At 63.9% G+C, this 19,084-nt stretch carries 11 protein-coding genes; 6 read left to right on the forward strand and 5 right to left on the reverse strand.

The window, feature by feature from the left end:
• Window positions 1-48: 48 nt before the first annotated feature.
• From H567_RS0111770 to H567_RS0111785, 4 genes are all read right to left on the reverse strand, one after another.
• Window positions 49-1,611: a bifunctional GNAT family N-acetyltransferase/carbon-nitrogen hydrolase family protein gene (locus tag H567_RS0111770; RefSeq protein WP_051184769.1), complete on the reverse strand. Its 1,563-nt coding sequence runs from the start codon at window positions 1,609-1,611 to the stop codon at window positions 49-51.
• 156 nt (window positions 1,612-1,767) lie between these two features.
• Entirely contained in the window at window positions 1,768-2,655 is an 888-nt protein-coding gene (locus H567_RS0111775; RefSeq protein WP_084517209.1) for a thiamine pyrophosphate-dependent enzyme, read from the reverse strand.
• Window positions 2,624-4,318 carry a 2-oxoacid:acceptor oxidoreductase subunit alpha gene (locus tag H567_RS0111780; RefSeq protein ID WP_028321556.1) on the reverse strand — a complete coding sequence of 565 codons (1,695 nt, stop codon included), beginning with the start codon at window positions 4,316-4,318 and terminating at the stop codon, window positions 2,624-2,626. The genes H567_RS0111775 and H567_RS0111780 overlap by 32 nt, the downstream gene beginning before the upstream one ends.
• A 105-nt stretch (window positions 4,319-4,423) precedes the next feature.
• Window positions 4,424-5,866: an ATP-binding protein gene (locus H567_RS0111785; RefSeq protein ID WP_028321557.1), complete on the reverse strand. Its 1,443-nt coding sequence runs from the start codon at window positions 5,864-5,866 to the stop codon at window positions 4,424-4,426.
• A gap of 442 nt (window positions 5,867-6,308) precedes the next feature.
• On the opposite strand from H567_RS0111785, the gene pgi reads away from it, so the two are divergent.
• From pgi to H567_RS24585, 5 genes are all read left to right on the forward strand, one after another.
• A complete protein-coding gene (gene pgi, locus H567_RS0111795) occupies window positions 6,309-7,973 on the forward strand; it encodes a glucose-6-phosphate isomerase (protein WP_028321558.1) in 1,665 nt (554 codons plus the stop codon).
• A gap of 401 nt (window positions 7,974-8,374) precedes the next feature.
• Window positions 8,375-9,778 carry a TolC family protein gene (locus H567_RS24575; RefSeq protein ID WP_161626613.1) on the forward strand — a complete coding sequence of 468 codons (1,404 nt, stop codon included), beginning with the start codon at window positions 8,375-8,377 and terminating at the stop codon, window positions 9,776-9,778.
• A 237-nt stretch (window positions 9,779-10,015) separates the two neighbouring features.
• Complete coding sequence (locus tag H567_RS24580) at window positions 10,016-10,333, forward strand: YHS domain-containing protein (RefSeq protein WP_051184771.1); 318 nt, start codon at window positions 10,016-10,018, stop codon at window positions 10,331-10,333.
• Window positions 10,334-10,352: 19 nt separating this feature from the next.
• The gene (locus H567_RS0111815) at window positions 10,353-12,575 is read left to right on the forward strand and encodes an efflux RND transporter periplasmic adaptor subunit (protein ID WP_051184772.1); all 2,223 of its coding nucleotides are present in this window, start codon (window positions 10,353-10,355) and stop codon (window positions 12,573-12,575) included.
• A 29-nt stretch (window positions 12,576-12,604) separates the two neighbouring features.
• On the forward strand, window positions 12,605-16,561 hold the full coding sequence (locus H567_RS24585; RefSeq protein WP_051184773.1) for an efflux RND transporter permease subunit: 3,957 nt from the start codon (window positions 12,605-12,607) through the stop codon (window positions 16,559-16,561).
• A gap of 109 nt (window positions 16,562-16,670) precedes the next feature.
• Here the strand turns inward: H567_RS24585 and H567_RS0111825 are convergent, their stop codons facing one another.
• Window positions 16,671-17,117, reverse strand: a complete 447-nt coding sequence (locus H567_RS0111825) for a DUF3783 domain-containing protein (protein ID WP_028321560.1) — start codon at window positions 17,115-17,117, stop codon at window positions 16,671-16,673.
• A 223-nt stretch (window positions 17,118-17,340) separates the two neighbouring features.
• Here H567_RS0111825 and treZ point away from each other — a divergent pair, with 223 nt between their 5' ends.
• Window positions 17,341-19,074, forward strand: coding sequence for a malto-oligosyltrehalose trehalohydrolase (treZ, locus tag H567_RS0111835; protein ID WP_028321561.1), 1,734 nt, complete (start codon window positions 17,341-17,343; stop codon window positions 19,072-19,074).
• The last annotated feature ends 10 nt before the right edge of the window (window positions 19,075-19,084 follow it).

Here is a 19,084-nt window from a genome sequence, read left to right on the forward strand (position 1 = left end):
GCAGATTGACGCCGAGATTGGCCAAAAAGACCATTTCCGGATTGGAAACTACTTGAGTTCGGTGATCCGGTACAGGTCCAGGCGGCGGGTCTGAAGGTTGCGGACGCTGCCCTGGTAGCGCACCTCTTTGAGGAGATCGAGGTCCAGGTCGGCCAGAAGGGTCATCTCCGTATTGGGCGTCGCCTCGGCGGCGATGGCGTCGTGGGGGAAGGCGAAATCCGACGGCGTGAAGATGGCGGTCTGGGCGTATTGGATGTCCATGTTTTCCACCTTGGGGAGGTTGCCCACGCTTCCCGAAATGGCGACGTAGCACTCGTTCTCGATGGCGCGCGCCTGCGCACAGCGCCTCACGCGGAGATAGCCGTTTTTGGTGTCCGTCCAGAAAGGCACCAGCAGGATCTGCATGCCGCGGTCGGCCTGGATCCTTGCAAGTTCCGGGAATTCGACGTCGAAGCAGATCTGGATGCCGATTTTGCCGACGTCCGTGTCGAAGACCTTCAGCTCCGGTCCCCCCTGAAGGCCCCAGTACTTCTCTTCATCGGGTGTGATGTGCAGCTTGAACTGGGTGTCCCAGGTCCCGTCCCGCCGGCAGAGATGCGAGACGTTGTAGAGGTGCTCCCCGTCGTACTCGGGAAGGCTCCCGGCGACGATGTTGATGTTGTAGGAGAGGGCCATCTTGACCATCTCCTCCCGAATCCGATCCGTGTATTCGGCGAGTGAGCGCATGGCCTCGGGAGGGTCTTCCTGGTCGAACTGGGCGAGAAGCGGGGCGTTGAACAGCTCCGGAAACAGGATCAGGTCGGCGTTGTAACCCGAGATGGCATCCACGAAAAACTCCACCTGCTGGAGGAGTTCGTCGAGGGAGCTGAAAAGCCGCATCTGCCACTGCACCGTCCCAAGCCGCACATAGGACTTCCGGCCCCAGACGAGCTTCTTCTTCTTGGCCTTGTAATAGATGTTGTTCCACTCCAGCAGCACCGCGTAGCTCGCGGATGCGGTGTCCTGGGGAATGTAGTTGTAGATCGCTTTCTTGGGGTGGAAGTCGTTGGCCAACTGGAAGGTGAGGACCGGGTCGACGAGCTCCTTGTTCTTGACCTTGTCGATGTATTCCTTCGCGCTCATCTCCTTTTGATAGGACGCATACCCGGGGATTCTCCCGCCGACCAGGATCCCTTTCAAATTGAGCTGCTCGCAAAGCTCCTTGCGCGCGTCGTAGAGGCGGCGCCCAAGACGCATCTCCCTATAATCCGGATGGACGAACAGATCGATCCCATAGAGGTAGTCGCCGCCCGGGTCGTGCTGTTTGAACTTCCCGCGGCTGACGACCTCGTTGTAGGAGTGGTCGTCGTCGAGTTTCGCGTCGTCGATGATCAGGCCCAGGGCGGCCGCGACGACCTTGCCGTTGTCCTCGATGCAGATCTGGCCCTGGGGAAAGCGGCCCAGCAGGGTGGTGAACTCTTCGCGTGTCCAGGACCCGCCCATCCCTGCATAGACCACATCCATTATGTTTCGTATGTCTTCGTAATCACGGGGTTCTATGTTGCGTATTTCCAGTTTGTGTTCGATGGTCTCCGATTCCAAAACGTGTCTTCCTCCTTGGTGGGTTTGCATAGCGAAAAAGGTCTTTGTTGTCCCCGTGACCGGGCACGTGTGGCTGCCTCGGCGGCGCGGTCGGGGACGCCGAGAGGGCCACGGTCGTGTGTCCTTGGCTTTGAAAGCGGACGAAGGTTCGTGTAACCCCCGTTCTGTGTCTTTATGACCCCTAGGTCAAGGCCTGAAGGCATCGAAGAATTCCTCGACCCTGTCGGCGTGCAGGGGCTTCAGGTCGGCCAGGGGTTTGCCGGTCATGGTTTCCCTGAAGCGGGAGCCGAAGGCAGCCCCGGGAGTGCCCCGGTGAAGGATGCCCGTCCTGAACCGGTTTTCGGGCAGCATGGCCTGCGAAAGCGCAGAGGTGCGGTCCGATGGGTCATAGCCCTCCGGGAGAGGCTCCACGCGCTCCCTATACCAGCTCAGCGGGTGCGTTCCCCACGTTATGCAGGGCTGGATGACATCCAGGCAGGCCAGACCGGGATGACCAACGGCCTCCACGATCAACTCCGCGAGGTGGTCTATGTCTCCGGCATAGCCGCGCGCGACGAACGTGCACCCGCCGAGGATGGCCGTTGCCGCCGCGCTCATCGGCTCGATCTGGACGCCGTCGGCCTGAATGCTTCGCCGCTCTCCTTTGGCGGTGGTCGGGGAGGCCTGGCCCTTGGTGAGCGCATAGATCTCGTTGTTGTGAACCACGACGGTGATATCGGGGTTGCGCCGCAGGGCGTGGAGGAAATGATTGCCGCCTTCCCCGTAGCAGTCCCCGTCCCCGGTGACGACGATGGTCGTCAGGGCCGGGTTGGCGGCCTTGATTGCCGTGGCGACGGGCAGGGCGCGACCGTGCAGCCCGTTGAAGAAGTTGCAGCGCAGATAGTGGGGCAGCTTGGCCGCCTGTCCGATGCCTGAGACCAGGCACAATTCTTCGGGCGATTTTCCGAGCTTTTCGAAGGCCTGTTTGAAGGCCTTCAGGATGCCGAAGTTGGGGCACCCCGGGCACCACTGGATCTCGACCCGGTTGTCGAAGGGCCCTGCGCTACGCCTGGGTGTTTGCGTTTTTGCTGTCATGGATCCTCCTCCTGATATATTCGGCCGTCAGTGGCAGGCCGTCGTAGCGAAGCACGTGGTTTCGGAAGGGCAGGCCGTATTCACCTGCCAGGAGCCGGGCCAACTGGCCGGCCGCATTGCTTTCCACCACCCAGTACTGTTTGTCCGGAGGAAAGCGGACCTCCGGCAGCGGCCAGACCTCGGTGAAATGGACCATGCCGGCTTTCAGGCCGTCTGCGGCCAGGAGGTCCAAGGCTTCGAGGATGGCGCCCCGGCTGGAGCCCCACCCCACCAGGACGAGTGCGGCTTCCTCCACGTTGTGGAACTCGGGCGGCGCGACCTCATTTTGCAGGGCGCGCGCCTTGCGGAGCCGTTTTTCGACCATCCGGGCCGCGACGCCTTTCAAGTCCTCGGTGATGTGCCCTTCCTCGTCATGCTCGTCGCTGTCTGCAGTGACGAGGTGGGTGCCTGCTCCGGGCCGGAGGCGGGGGGAAACGCCGGTATCGGTTAGGGCATAACGCCGGTAAGGGGCCGGCACGGTAGAAGGGTCGGCCAGGTGAAACTCGGGCGCGGAAGGACGGATATCGAGATCCGCGAATGAAAATTGGGACTCCGCCAGGAACTGATCGGTCATCAGGATGACGGGGATCTGGTACTTGTCGGCCAGGTTGAAGGCGCGCACGGTCTTGTGAAAGAGATCCCGGGGGTCGGAGGGGGCCAGCACCATCTTGGGAAAATCCCCGTGGCCCCCATGAACCGCGAAGAGCAGATCCCCCTGGGCGGTCCGTGTGGGAAGGCCCGTGGCAGGCCCCGGACGCTGCGCCAGCACGATCACCACCGGGGTCTCCGTCATGCCGGCCAGGCTCACGCCTTCGGTCATGAGCGCGAAGCCCCCGCCCGACGTCGCGGTCATCGCCCTCGCGCCCGCATAGGAGGCGCCGATGGCCAGGTTGATGGCCGCGATTTCGTCCTCCGCCTGCTCGGCAAAGATGGACCAATCCTGCGCGTGGTCCGAAAGCGCGGTGATGATGGCCGTCGAGGGGGACATCGGATAGGCGGCGATGAAGTGGCACCCGGCATAGGCGGCTGCGACGGGCAGGGTGTCGTTGCCCGCCACGAGCATGAAGCGCTCGCTGCGGGGGCTGAGCGACCAGGGGCAGCGCTCCCGGCACGATGCATCGGCAAGGGACCAGCCCATTTCGGCGGCCTGCTGGTTTTTGTCGACGACCTCCCGGCCTTTGTCCGAGAATCGTCTGGCAAGGATGGCCTTCATGACGTCCGGGTCCAGTCCGAGGACCCCTGCTAGGGCGCCGGCGGCGACCGTGTTGGCGTAGAGGACGTCCCCGAAGACCTCCTTAGCCACCTTGCGGAATGGGACCGTTATGCTTTCCGGCCCGCTGTCCTGCCCGCTCAGGACCACCCCGCCGGGGTTCAAAAGGGGTCTGTATCGATCCTCTGCACCCGGATTGAGCGCGAGGAGGATGTCCGCGCCTTCGAGCGGTGAATTGACGGCCGCTTCCCCGATGCGCAGCGCGAAACGGCTTTGTCCGCCACGGATGCGCGATTCAAACTCCTGCCACGTGAAAACCGCGTAACCGCAGGACGCGACGGCCTCGGCGAAAACGGCCCCGATGCTCTGGATGCCTTCGCCTGCCGATCCGGTGATAACGACGTTGATCTCCATGGTGAACGGCTCCTTTCCACGATGCTGGTAAAAGGTTCCTGTTGTTTGTCCGCCAGGTGAGTGCCGGCGCCCCGGCCCTTTGTGGGAAGTGCTTGTGAAGTTGTCTCACTCAAAAGAGGGCGCCTGCAGTTCTCCGTATCCCATCCAGTAGCAGAGAAGCGGCGCAGGGACCCTCATGATACGCCCGGGGATTCCGGGGTCTTCTTGCAGGACACCGAAATCGTTCAGGGATTTGGTGACCACGTATCCGCGGGGAAGATTCTTCACGCGGACCAGTTCGAGGAGGCCCTTGAGATCTCGGATCTCTGCATGCTGTGAGCGGTATTTCACCTCAAAAGGGATCAGCATCCCACCGATTTGCGCAACCAGATCGACCTCGAGATTTCTTTTCCCCTTCCAGTAACTGAAGCGCACGTTCTGCGAATAGTAGCGGGTGAAAAGATGTTTGAAAACGGCTGACTCTGTTGCGGTACCGAGCGCGGCGGGATCCTCCAGCATCGTTTTCCCTTTCAGCATGACCGCGGGCGCGATGGCGGCGTCCGCAAGATAGATCTTGAACTTGGCCCTGAGCACATCTTTTCCGTATCCGAAGGGCGGCAAACGGTAAATGAGGTGCGTGGCCTCGAGGAGCTCAATAAAACTCTGAGCTGTAGGCCGTTTTACTTCCAGATTGGAGCAAAGGCTGGGCATGTCCAGGAGTCCCCCATCGTGCATGCAGAGGTAAAGGAAGGTGTGCTCCAGGTCGAGGACGCGCCGCACCCCGAATATCGCCGTCATGTCTCGTTTGAGGACTTTGTCGATGATGTCTTCCCGGAGAAGGCGCTGAGCCTGGGTGATGCTTTCGACCTGTGCGGTTTGGGGGAAGCCGCCCCGAAGCAGATATTCGTGGAAATGTCCGACATAGGCTCCCGCAGCCTCCATGCACCGGTGGATTTCCCGAGGGGTCCAGTCGAAGAGTTCTTTCAAGGACGAGAGTTCGGGAAGGTCGGGCAGTTGGAGTTTCTTGATCTTGATGTATTCATAAAAGGACAGGGTGGTCAGTTTGATGATATGCCAGCGGCCTACGCCCGATTCCTGCTCGGCTTCGACGAGCGGCACCGCGGATCCTGTGAAAGCGATGCGCCGGTGCTTCTGGAAGTCGACCTGATGCTTGATCCATGTACCCCATTGACGGATGAACTGTGCTTCGTCCAGGAAAAGGTATTCAGATCCCTCCGTTCTGGGCTCCATCTCCCGCCATGCAGCGATGACCTCGTCGATGCCGGCCAGTTTGAGCATGGGGTGATCGAAGGTGGCATAAAGGATATTGGCAGGCGGAACACCCTCCTGCAGCAGTTGCTGGATCGCCTGCAGAATGAGCGTCGTCTTGCCCACCTGCCGGGCGCCTGAAAGCATGACCGCCCGGGGGGCGGGAGGGGGCAGAAGCCAGGAGTAAAATTCACGGAAGACCGCCCGCCGCCAATGGGGGAGATCTGGGATGCTTTCCTTCCGCCACCATGGATTGAATTGGGAGAGAACCGAAAAAAGCTCTTCAGAAGGTATTTTCATGGATCGATTCTAACAAAAAAAACCATTTTGTGAAAGTATATTTTTATTAATGCACCCAAGAGCGCTGTGTGCCTGCCCCTTTCCGGTCAACTGAATCGTCGTACTCCTTTTCACTGGCCGGGGAGGAAAATCCGGCCGCCCGTTCTGGAGACATTCGGTTCCTGAAATCGTTGACCGCCCGCCCTTCGGTCGACATCGTCATTCGGCGACCTCCTGAAAATCGATCGTGTGTGCAGAAGCGATCTGAAGATCGCCCAGGTGGGAGCGATGCGGCCTAAGGGGCGGGACCTTTCACCGGGATCTGGAGAGAGGACGTCACCGTTTGGTGATGGACGCACCCGGGGCCATTGGCCTTCGACCGCGAAACCGCCGAATTGACAGAAGAGGTGCACTCCGTTACATTGACAGAAAAAAACTCCACCAACCCTCCGAGGAGCGACACGTGCTGCCCAAGATCGATCCCACCCGGACGAATGCCTGGCGGAAGCTCGCGCGGCATTTCGAGCTGGTCGAGCCCCTCCACATGCGGGACCTCTTCAAACAGGACCCCCGCCGTTTCGAAAAGTTCTCCATCCGATTCGACGACATCCTGGTCGATTATTCCAAGAACCGGATCACCGAAGAAACCCTGGCGCTGCTCTTCGAACTCGCGGAGGAGGTCCGCCTGAAAGACGCGGTCGCGAGCCTTTTCAGCGGCGAGCGGATCAACGAGACCGAGAATCGCCCGGTGCTCCACATGGCCCTGCGCAACCGCCCCGACCAGCCGGTTCGGGTGGACGGGCGGGATGTCATGCCGGAGGTGGACGCGGTGCTCCGCAAGATGGCGCGTTTTTCGGAGGCGGTCCGCGGGGGCGCCTGGACGGGATACACCGGGCGGCGCGTGACCGACATCGTCAACATCGGCATCGGCGGATCCGACCTCGGGCCGTTGATGGTGACGGAGTGCCTGCGCCCCTACGCGCAGCGGGGGCTGAACGTGCACTTCGTCTCGAACGTCGACGGCACCCATCTGGTCGAGACCCTCCGTACCCTCGACCCGGAGACCACCCTCTTCATGATCGCCTCCAAGACCTTTACCACCCAGGAGACGATGACCAACGCCTACTCGGCGCGTGCGTGGTTCCTCGAGAAGGCCGGCGATCCGGGGCATGTCGCGAGGCATTTCGTGGCGCTTTCGACCCATGCGGAAAAGGTGCGGGCCTTCGGGATCGATCCGGAGAACATGTTCGTCTTCTGGGACTGGGTCGGCGGCCGCTACTCGCTCTGGTCGGCCATCGGGCTTTCGATCGCTTGCTCCGTGGGCTTCGACCGGTTCCGGGAGCTCCTGGACGGCGCCTATGCCATGGACCGGCACTTTCAGGAAACCGCTTTCGCAGAGAACATCCCCGTGATCCTCGCGCTCCTCGGGGTCTGGTACAACAATTTCTTCGGCGCCGAAACGCACGCCATCCTGCCTTACGACCAGTACATGCACCGATTCCCCGCCTATTTTCAGCAGGGCGACATGGAAAGCAACGGCAAGTCGGTCGACCGGAGCGGCAGGCCGGCCGGCTGGCAGACCGGCCCGATCCTCTGGGGCGAGCCGGGGACGAACGGGCAGCATGCCTTCTACCAGTTGATCCACCAGGGCACCAAGCTGGTGCCCGCCGATTTCCTGGCACCGGCCGTAAGCCACAATCCGATCGGAGAACACCACGCGATCCTGCTGTCCAACTTCTTCGCCCAGACCGAGGCCCTCATGAACGGCAAGACCCGCGAGGAGGCTGCAGCCGAGCTCAGGCGCGAGGGGAAGGATGAAGCGGAGGTCGAGGCGCTGTCCGCCTACAAAACCTTCGAGGGCAACCGCCCCACGAATTCCATCCTCTTCCGGCAGTTGACCCCGCGGGTCCTGGGGAGCCTGATCGCGATGTACGAGCACAAGATCTTCGTCCAGGGCGTTATCTGGAACATCTTCAGCTTCGACCAGTGGGGCGTGGAACTCGGCAAGCAGTTGGCGAAGAGAATCCTCCCGGAGCTCGAAGGCGGGGATTCGATCGGCAGCCACGATGCCTCTACAAACGGCCTGATCAACGCCTTCAAGAAAATGCGCAACAGCCGCCCCGACTGAGGGGCCGAGCATCGCGTCGCCGGCAGAGGATCGAACCCCCTTTGTCCCCGGTTCGATCCTCGGGTCCGGCCTGGTTCAAGGTCAGCGCCTGAATGGCGCGCCTTGACCCGATGCGCCATCTAATTCAGCCCATCGCTTCAACAGCACGTTTTTTCACGGCACCGGACATTTTTCTGAGAACAGCGGAAAACAAGGCTTTGAGACGGCTTTCTGCGGCATCCGCGCGAAAAATTTTGTCAGAATGATTGCGCATAGGGGAAAGGGGTGGCACAATGTGGTATATCCTCGGCGAGGCCGTCCCCTTCGTTTCGCGTCGTGGTGTGCGGTGCCGCTTGCGCATGAGGAGCCGCAGGGGTGTCGTCCGGGGATGGTTGGGTCGAAACTGGCACGGGAGGTTTCCGATGGGTCCAGGCTCGATTTTGGCTGGAAGAGGGCTGATCGCATACGTCCAGGGCCTCGTGTTCGGCGTGCTGCTGTTAGCGGGCGGCATCGGCTGGGCAGAGGAAGCGGCTTCATCGGAGGCGTCTTTCGGGATGCCCGACCTGAACGGGTACATCGAGGCGGCGCTCCTCGCCAATGGGGAGATCCACGCGGCCGAGGAGAACTGGCGGGCTGCGGTTCAGAGGGCCGAGCAGGCTGGGGCCCCGCCCGATCCGCGGTTCAGCTACGGCTACTACGTTACACCGGTCGAAACCCGCGTGGGGCCGCAGAGGCATCGGTTCGCGCTGGCTCAGACCTTTCCTTGGTTCGGCAGGCTTTCGTTGAAAGAGCGGCAGGCCGTGTTGGAGGCCGAGGCGGTGCGAATCCGGATCGAAGAAGCGCAGGCGAACGTCATCCGGCGGGTGAAAGACGCCTATTTTGAGTACGCCTATGCAGGCCGGGCGATCGCAGTCGCCCGCGGGAACATCGAGCTGCTGCGCTACCTCGAACGGGTGACGGAGGATCGCTACAAGGCCGGGCTTTCTTCCTACGCCCAGTTTCTGAGGATTCAGGTGGAGCTTGCCAGGCTGGAGGACCGCCTGCGATCCCTCGAGGATCTCCTTCTGCCGCTTCAGGCGCGTCTGAACGCCGCCATGAGCCGCCCCTCGACAGACCCTCTGCCCCTGCCGGACGAGATCCCGATCTTGATCGCCGACAGGACGGACGCGGAGATCGCGGCGGCCCTCGCCGAGGGAAACCCCGAGCTGCGCGCCCTCCAGATCCGGGCCGAAGCCGCATCGACCGGTGCCGACTTTGCCCGGAAGGGCTTCTTTCCCGATGTCACCCTCGGGCTCGAGTTCATCCAGACGGACAAGGCCCGTGTCGGCAACCCCGACCGGAACGGCGACGATCCGCTCGTCGCCACCGTTTCGTTCAACATTCCGCTGTGGTTCGATGCACGCAAGGCTGCGGTGGAGGAGGCCCGAAGCCGGGCGGCATCGCTCAAACGACAGAATACGGGCGCCTATGACCGGCTCAGCGCCGCTTTGCAGCTGGCGCTTTTCAAGTACCGGGACGCGGGCCGCAGGATCTCGCTTTTCAGGAACAGCCTTCTCCCCAAGGCGGAGCAGGGCATGGCCGCAACCCTCGACGCCTTTCAGACCGGGGGTCAGTCGGTTCTGGACCTGATCGATGCCGAGCGCACCCTCCTCGAGTTTCAGCTCTCCTATCTGCGCGCCGTGGCGGACCAAGGGCAGTACCTGGCTGAGATGGAAAGCCTGCTGGGGCAGGAGATCCCGTGCAGGGTGCAGGGCGCCCCGGTCCATCTTCCCGGGCTCGAGCGGGCAAAAGACGGGGATGGTCAGCCGGCAGGATCCGTCCGGTAGGGTTCGGCCGGGAGCCGGGACTGGGCACGTTGCGCCGGGCGCCCCATTGCCCGAAACCCCGCGCGGCCTGCATCCGTGCATGTGTCTGATCCGCCGAGCATGCGCTGCTCGAATCGCTGCGTGGTATAGAGCGCCCAGGACCCCGCGGTACGTTCAACGGGGCAGGTTTCTCAGCTGCTGGAACACAGAGTTGTCTCGCGCGTTTCAAGGCATTCAGCCCAGGAAAGGAGTTGCAGCATGATACGACCAGGAAAAGTCCTTGCGGTTTTAGCGGTGTTTTTTTTCGTCTTCGGCGTTTTGCCTGCGGCAGCGGAAGTCAAACAGGAGAAGTGCCCCATCATGGGGTACAAGCCCACGGAGAAGCTCTTTGTGGACTATCAGGGGAAGCGCATCTATTTCTGCTGTGCGAGCTGCCCTGAGACGTTCATGAAGGATCCCGACACCTATTTGCAAAAGATGCGGGAGGAGGGAATCTTCCTGGAAGACAGCCCGGATGCCGTTCCAGGGAGAGGCCCCGGAGACGAATCAAAAGGGGATTTGAAAGGCGGCCGCTGAAGATGGAGGGGGGCGGGTCATGAACGAGGAACGGGGAAAGACCCGGGGGCGTTTTGCCGGACGCCGGGCTGGAGCGGTCCTGGCTTTGATCCTGGCAGGCGGCCTCCTCGGCTGGGGAGCGGCGATGTGGCTCATGCCGGATGAGCTGCACCAGGCCGCCCGGGAAGCGCCTGCCGAGAGGGAACAGGTCCATGCGGGTGGCGAGGCGGCCACCATCTGGACCTGCTCCATGCACCCGCAGATCCAACTCCCTGAGCCGGGGAAGTGCCCGATCTGCTTCATGGACCTGATCCCGCTCAAACAGGAGACCTCGGAAGGCTCCGCCAGGAGCCTCCGGGAGATCCGCCTCTCAGAAAGCGCCCGCAGGCTCGCCCAGGTCCAGACATCGCCTGTCATCCGAAGGACACCTGATGTGGAAACACGCCTCTCCGGGGAGGTGGTCTACGACGAGACCCGGCTCGGGGAGATCACCGCGAGGGTGGGCGGACGGATCGACCAGCTTTACGTGGATTACACCGGCGCCTTCGTCCAGAAAGGCCGGCCCATGGCGGAGATCTACAGTCCGGAGCTCTACGCCGCGCAGTCGGAGTTCATCCAGGCGGTGAAAAGCCTGTCGGATCTGCCGGAAAACGGTCTGCAACTGATCCGCGACTCGGCCCGTCGCACCGCCGATGCCGCACGTGAAAAGCTGCGTCTCCTGGGGATGACGAGGCCCCAGGTGGATGCGCTCGCCGAACGCGGCAGGCCCTCGGAGCATGTCACCCTCTATGCCCCTCTGACCGGGGTCGTCATCCGGCGGGAGGTGACCGAAGGGGTGTATGTGGCTACGGGGAGCCCTGTTTACACGGTCGCCGACATCTCGCGGGTCTGGGTGATGCTCGATGCCTACGAATCCGATCTTCCGTGGGTGCGCCCGGGGGCTGAGGTGCAGTTTCGGACGGAGGCCGTTCCGGGCCGGTCTTTCAGCGGCAAGGTAGTGTTCATCGATCCCTTCCTCGATGAGCGGACGCGCACCGCTAGGGTGCGACTCGAGGCGGAAAACCCGGATCTCCGGCTGCGGCCGGGAATGATCGTGCGGGCGGTGCAGCGGGTCGAAGCCGCGGCCGCTTCAGAGGGTGAGGCGCCCCTCCTGATCCCGGCTTCGGCCCCGCTCCTGACCGGAAAGAGAGCGGTCGTGTATGTGGCGCTCCCGGGCGGGGAGGGGCTTTACGAGGGGCGCGAAGTGGTCCTCGGGCCGCGGGCCGGGGACTGGTACGTGGTCCGGGAAGGGCTGAGGGAAGGGGAAGAGGTGGTGACGCGCGGGGCCTTCAGGCTCGACAGCGCCCTGCAGATCCAGGCCAAACCGAGCATGATGGCCCCGGAGCCGGGTGCGGCACCGGCCGGGGGGCATGACCACGCCATGGAAGGTCCTGAGCGAGGAATGCCGGGAGCCGGGAGCCGCTGGCCTGTCTCCGCTCCGGCGGAAGCGGAGCTCCGGTCGCTGATCGAGGACGCGGGCGCCCTGGAGGGCCTGCTGGCATCCGGAGACCTGAACGCCGCCAGGGTCGCCTTCAAGGGCATCCACGAGCGCATCGGTGCGATCGCCGATGAGGGGCCGGAGGGCGAAGGCGGGCTCCTGTGGCGTGAATGGACCATGCTGATCCGCAATGACAGCCTCCTCGGTTCCGAGGCGGTGGACCTGGGGGAGGCCCGGTTCCTCCACAGCGAGCTTTCCCGGCACATGGCCCGACTGGCGGAGCGCCTGGGACCGGCGGCCGGCGAGGCGCCCCCCGGGCATCCGGATGTGCCTCACGCCTTTCGCCGACAGCTCGGGGATCTGGTCATGGCCTATGTGCCGGTCTCCGAGGCCCTCGCCGCCGATGATGCCGAAGGCGCCCGAAAGAGGGTCCACGCCTTATTGGAGGTCTTTCGGGAGGTTGACGGAGGCGTGCTCCCCGGGCCTGCCCGGGGCGTCTGGGAGGATGCCGCTCGGAGGATCGAGAAGGGGATTCACGGGATGCACGGCGCGGAGGCGATCGATGATCTTCGCAGCGCCTTCGAGCCGGTCTCGAGCGGTCTCATCGCAGCGGTTGCCGCTCTGGGGGTCGTGATGGACCAGCCCGTCTTCGAGGTTTTCTGCCCCATGGCCTTCGAGGATCGAGGCGCGTCGTGGCTCCAGTTGGACGAGCAGGTGCGGAACCCTTATTTCGGCGCTGCGATGCTCGCCTGCGGTGAGGTGAAACGGCGCGTCGACCAACCCTGAGCCAGCTTATGAAAAATGACGGGCAACATATGGAAAAAAGTGATGATAGCGTTGCAATAAAAGATCAGTCCTCCTTCGTTGCGCGCATCGTCGACTTCTGCCTCAGGCAGCGGCTGGTCGTCATCCTCCTGACGCTTCTCGTGATCGGCTGGGGGGTTTTCACGGCGCCCTTCGAGTGGGAAATCGGCATCCCCAGGGACCCGGTTCCCGTCGACGCCATCCCGGACATCGGCGAAAACCAGCAGATCGTCTTCACCGAATGGCCCGGCCGTTCCCCGCAGGACGTGGAAGATCAGGTGACCTACCCCCTCACGGTTTCGCTCCTCGGCATCCCGGGGGTCCGGACGGTCCGCAGCCTCTCCATGTTCGGGTTTTCAAGCATTTACGTGATCTTCGAAGAGGGGGTCGACTTTTACTGGTCCCGCACCCGGCTCCTCGAAAAGCTTTCGAGCCTTCCCCCCGCAGCCCTCCCGGCCGGTGTCCGCCCCACCCTGGGGCCGGATGCGACGGCCCTCGGGCAGGTCTTCTGGTACACCCTCGAAGGGAGGGACCCGGAGGGGAAGCCGGCCGGCGGGTGGGATCTCGATGAGCTCAGGAGCATCCAGGACTGGTATGTGCGCTATGCCCTCCTTTCCGCCGAGGGGGTCAGCGAGGTCGCCTCGGTGGGGGGCTTTGTCCGGGAATACCAGGTGGATGTGGACCCGGATGCCCTGCGGGCCTACGGGGTGAAGTTCGAGCAGGTCCTGGCCGCTGTGAAGATGTCGAACCTGGATGTTGGGGCACGGACGATCGAGCTGAACGACGTCGAGTACATCATCCGCGGGGTCGGCTTCGTCAAGCGGATCCCCGACATCGAGAGCGCAGTCGTTGCAGTGCGGGAGGGCGTTCCCGTGCGGGTCGGCGATGTGGCGAGGGTGGCCGCGGGCCCTGCGCTCCGCCGGGGCGCGCTCGACAAGGAGGGGGTCGAGGCGGTGGGGGGCGTCGTGGTGGCGCGCTACGGGGAAAACCCGCTCGCCGCCATCCGGAACGTGAAAGAGAAGATCGCCGAGATCAGCCCGGGGCTCCCTTCGCGGACCCTGGCCGACGGGACGGTCAGCAAGGTGACGGTGGTGCCCTTCTATGACCGCTCCGGGCTGATCGCCGAGACCCTGGGGACCCTCAACACCGCGCTCGTGGAGGAGATCCTCGTCACCGTCATCGTCATCCTGATCGCGGTCATGCATCTGCGGAGTTCCCTCATCGTCTCGGCGCTGCTGCCCCTCGCGGTGCTCATGTGCTTCATCGGAATGAAGCTCTTCGGCATCGACGCCAATATCGTGGCCCTTTCGGGGATCGCCATCGCCATCGGGACGATGGTGGACATGGGCATCATCATCACCGAGAACATCCTCGCGCACCTGGAGAATGACAAGACAGGCGGAAACAGGCTGACGCTCATCTACCGGGCCACCGTCGAGGTGGGCGGGGCGGTGCTCACCGCGGTCGCGACAACGATCATCGGCTTCCTGCCCGTCTTCGCCATGGAAGGGGCCGAGGGGAAGCTCTTCAAACCCCTCGCCTACACCAAGACCTTTGCTCTGATCGCCTCCCTGATCGTGGCGCTGACCATCCTGCCGACCCTGGCGGCGATGCTGATGGCGCATCGACGGATGCTCGTGCGCGGCGTGCGCCGCTGGCTGCGGCCGGGCTTGTACGCCGCGGCGGGAATCGGCGTCGGGTTTGCCGTCAACGGGTGGCTCGGGCTCGCACTCCTGTGGCTGGCCGCCCGGGCGGCGCTCGAGGGCCGGTTGCCGGCGGGGCCGGAGCGCTGGATTTCGCGGGCCGAGAACTGGCTCCTGATCGCCCTCGTCATGATCCTGCTCTCGAAGCACTGGCTGCCGCTCGGGCCCGAGACGGGGTCCTTCAGAAACTTCCTGTTCGTTTTCGGGCTGATCGGCGGGCTCCTCGCTTTGCTCGGCCTGTTTCGGCTGGTTTACCCGCGCCTCCTTTCCTGGTTCCTTGCCCGGAAAGGCCTCTTCCTGGTCCTTCCCGCAACGGTCGTCCTTCTCGGCGCGATGATCTGGCAGGGGGCGCCGGCGATGACCGCATGGCTTCCGGAGGCCCTGCGCGGGAGCCCGCCCTTCGTCGCCCTCCATCACGTTTTCCCCGGCCTTGGGAAGGAGTTCATGCCGCCCCTCGACGAGGGCTCATACCTCTACATGCCGACCACCATGGTCCACGCCTCGATCGGGGAGGTGCAGGAGATCCTCGCGCTGCAGGACAAGGCGGTCTCAACCATTCCCGAGGTGGCGGGCGCGGTCGGCAAGCTCGGCCGCGCCGAGACGCCCCTGGATCCGGCGCCCGTTTCGATGATCGAGACGGTCATCAACTACCACCCGGAATACCTGACGGATGAAAACGGGAGGCGGCTGACCTTCCGGTTCGAGCCCTCGGGCCGCGACGTCTTCCGGGATGCCGCCGGGAGGCCGGTGCACGCGCCGGACGGTCTGCCCTACATGGTGCCGGGGCGTTATGTGCGGGATGCCGCCGGCGCCCTCATCCCCGATCCGGACGGAAAGCCCTTCCGGTTGTGGCGGCCGCGCCTCGACGCTGATTTGAATCCGGACCGTGAGGCCTGGCCGGGGATTCGATCCCCGCGCGAGATTTGGGACGAGATCGTGCGCGCGGCCGATGTGCCCGGGGTGACGAGCGCCCCGATGCTCCAGCCGATCGCGGCGCGCATCGTGATGCTCCAGTCCGGCATGCGGGCGCCGATGGGGATCAAAATCAAGGGGCCCGATCTGGAGACCATCGAACAGGTGGGCATCCGGATGGAGGGGCTCCTCAAACAGGTTCCTTCCATCGAGCCGGCCACGGTCTTCGCCGACCGAATCGTCGGGAAGCCCTACCTGGAGATCGTCGTCGACCGGGAGGCCGTCTCGCGCTATGGCATCATGGTGAACGAGGTGCAGGAGGTGATCGAGGGCGCCGTCGGCGGTCGGACGGCCACCGTGACGGTGGAGGGCCGGGAGCGCTATGCCGTCCGGGTGCGCTATCAGCGTGAACTGCGCGACAGCGTCGAGGCGCTCGGCCGGGTGCTGGTGGCTTCCCCCGTGATGGGTCAGCAGATCCCGCTCGAGCAGTTGGCCGACATCCGGTATGTGCGGGGGCCCCAGGCGATCAAGAGCGAGGACACCTTCCTGCTGGGCTACGTCCTCTTCGACATGAAGCCGGGCTTCGCCGAGGTGGATGTTGTGGAGCAGGCCGCGCGCTTTCTGAAGGAAAAGGAGCGGAGCGGGGAGCTGGTCCTGCCGGCCGGCGTCTCCTACCGCTTCGCCGGCAGCTACGAGAACCAGGTCCGCGCCCAGAAGAAGCTCGCCGTCGTCCTGCCCCTGGCCCTCCTCCTGATCTTCATCGTGCTCTACCTGCAGTTCCGGTCCACTCTGACCACCTGCATGGTGTTCTCGAGCATCTTCGTGGCCTGGGGCGGGGGCTTCATTATGGTCTGGCTCTACGGCCGGCCCGGGTTTCTGGATTTCAGCCTCTTCGGCGTGTCCATGCAGAGCCTCTTCCAGGTCCACCCCATCAACTTGAGCGTCGCCATCTGGGTGGGGTTCCTGGCCCTTTTCGGCATCGCCTCGGACGACGGCGTCCTGATGGCGACCTACCTGGACGATTCGAGGGCCGAGCGCCCGACCGATTCGATTCCGGCCATCCGCAAGGCGGTGGTGGCCGGGGCGGTCCGCCGCATCCGGCCGGCCTCGATGACCTCCGCCACCACGATCCTGGCCCTGCTGCCGATCCTGACCTCCACGGGGCGCGGCGCGGACGTCATGATTCCGATGGCGATCCCGTCCTTCGGCGGGATGGTCTTCGCCGTGCTGACCTGGTTCGTCGTGCCGGTGCTCTACTGCATGCGTGAAGAGATGCGCTTCCGCTGGTCATCGCGATCCCCATCGGAGGGCTACTCTTCGTCGGTTCAGCCAGCCCCGCGCCGACAAGGATAAGAAGGCCCTCTCAGCGCTGCAACATGACAGCCGCACCCCGTTCCCCTTGACAGCCCGCGGATCTTGGTCTTCAATCAAAAGGAAGCGGGCCCCGGCCCGCCGGGATCATTCAACGGTTGCGCGGTGGCGCTGTCGGCCGGCGGGCGAGGACAGCCTCGCGTTCCCTCTGGAGTTCCTCCAGGAGATCGCACAAGGGCCAGTTCTCGGAGATCGGCGTCAGGGTGGCCCAAAGCTGGGCGGGCAGCCCCGCGTTGCGGTAGGCGGACATCATCCGGTGCAGTTCGTTTTGGGTAAAACCTGACAGGATGAGCGCCCGCGGCATCTCGGAGGGGAGGCCCGTCCCCGAACCATCTGAAAAGGAGAGCAGATCCTTCAAACAAACCGAGGCATCCGCGGTCCGGGCAAAAATGACAGGCCTTTCGCCCATGCCTGCCGCTCTCACGAATTCAAGCAGCAAGGCATGCTCCCCGGCCGGGTACCCGCAGACGATGATCCCTTTCGGCCCGTACATTCTCGTGTTGGACGGTTTCACTTTTTTGAAGGTTCCCTTTTGCATGCAGTCTTTATCCTCCGCTTCCACACGTCACACAATCGGTTTGTCCGGGAAGAAGACCGGCAGCGCGAACAGCTTCTGATCTGCCGGCGTTTTTTCTTTTGCCTGCCGAAATCAGTGGATTTCGACTTCCCGGCATGGGGCGATGCGCCATCATAACCCGGCGGGCGAATAGGGGCCAAGGAGAAAGGACCTGGACGGGAGCGGTCATGGAGGTGGACGGATCATGACGGCGGTAAGTGTTTGGGCGCCGAGGGCGCGCAGCGTGGCCCTGGTGATCGGGGGGCGTGCGCTCGAGATGCAGGGGCTTCCGGGCGGCTGGTGGCAGGTGGAAACCGCCCTGGCTGCGCATGGCGTGGATTACGCCTTCTCTCTAAATGGGGGGGCGCCCCTGCCGGACCCCCGCTCTCCCTGGCAGCCGCACGGCGTCCATGGCTTTTCGCGCTTCCTCGACCACACCCGCTTCGCCTGGCATGATCAAGGGTGGCGGCAGCCTCCCCTGGGCTCCGCGGTCATCTATGAGCTCCACGTGGGCACCTTCACGCCTGAAGGAAGCTTCGACGGTGTCGTGCGGAAGCTCGATTACCTTCAGGATCTCGGCATCAGCCACATCGAACTGATGCCGGTGAACAGTTTTTCCGGAGGCCGGGGGTGGGGGTACGACGGCGTCGCCCTCTACGCCCCGCAGGAGGCGTACGGGGGCCCTGAAGGGCTGAAGCGGCTCGTCGAGGCCTGCCATCTGGCCGGGATCGGTGTCATCCTTGACGTCGTGTACAACCACTTCGGTCCGGAGGGCAATCACCTCGACGCCTTCGGACCTTACCTCTCGGAGCTTCATCCGGTGCCGTGGGGCAAGGCGGTCAACTTCGACGGGCCGCACAGTGACGCGGTGCGGGCATTTTTCCTGGGGAACGCCCGGATGTGGTTCGAGGATTATCACGTCGACGGGCTCCGCCTCGATGCGGTGCATGCGATCCTCGACACCTCCGCGCTGCACATCCTGGAAGAGCTTGCCCGGGAGGCGGCCCTCCTCGAAAACACGATGGGCCGGCAGCTCTGCCTGATCGCGGAAAGCGCCCTCAACGACCCGCGCCTGGTGCGGTCCCCGGAGGCGGGCGGCTACGGCCTCGATGCCCAGTGGAGCGACGATTTCCACCACGCCCTGCATACCCTGCTGACCGGAGAGCAGGACGGGTACTACGTCGATTTCGGCAGTCTCGGGGACCTGGCCAAGGCCTTGACCTCGGGCTTCGTCTACGACGGGCGCTACTCCCGCTACCGCCGCCGGCGCCACGGCAGGCCGTTCACCTCCTTTCCCGGACGCCGTCTGTTCGCCTACAGCCAGAACCACGACCAGGCCGGGAACCGCGCCAGGGGTGAAAGGCTGAGCCGGATCGTGGGCATCGGGCGCCTCAAGATCGCTGCGGCCCTCGTCTTGACCTCGCCCTTCACCCCGCTGATCTTCCAGGGGGAGGAGTGGGGGGCCTCGACGCCTTTTCAGTATTTTACAGACCATCAGGACAAGGACCTGGGGCGCGCCGTGCGGGAGGGCCGACGCAGGGAGTTCGCGGCCTTCGGGTGGGCGCCGGAGGATGTCCCCGATCCGCAGGATTTCGCAACGTTCGCACGTTCGAAACTCGACTGGGGGGAGATGTCGAAGGCGCCGCACGACGAACTCCTGGCCTGGCATCGCAGCCTGATCGCCCTGCGCCGCTCCGAGCCCGATCTGCGCGGCGGGGCGCAGCCCTGCGTTTCCTTCAGCGAACAGGAGCGGTGGCTGAGCGTCAGGCGGGGGAATGTGCTCGTGCTCTGCAACCTCGGCGCAGAGGCGCGAAGGATTCCGCTCCCGTCTGGCGCCCCGAGAGAGGTCCTGCTGGCTTCCTGCTCGACCGGGTTCGAATTCGCCCGGGACGAGGCGGTTTTGCCGCTTGACACGGTGGTCGTTCTCGGGGGTTCTTGACTTTTCGGTT

It is taken from the genome of Desulfatiglans anilini DSM 4660, from assembly GCF_000422285.1.
GTDB classification, from domain to species: Bacteria; Desulfobacterota; DSM-4660; order Desulfatiglandales; family Desulfatiglandaceae; genus Desulfatiglans; species Desulfatiglans anilini.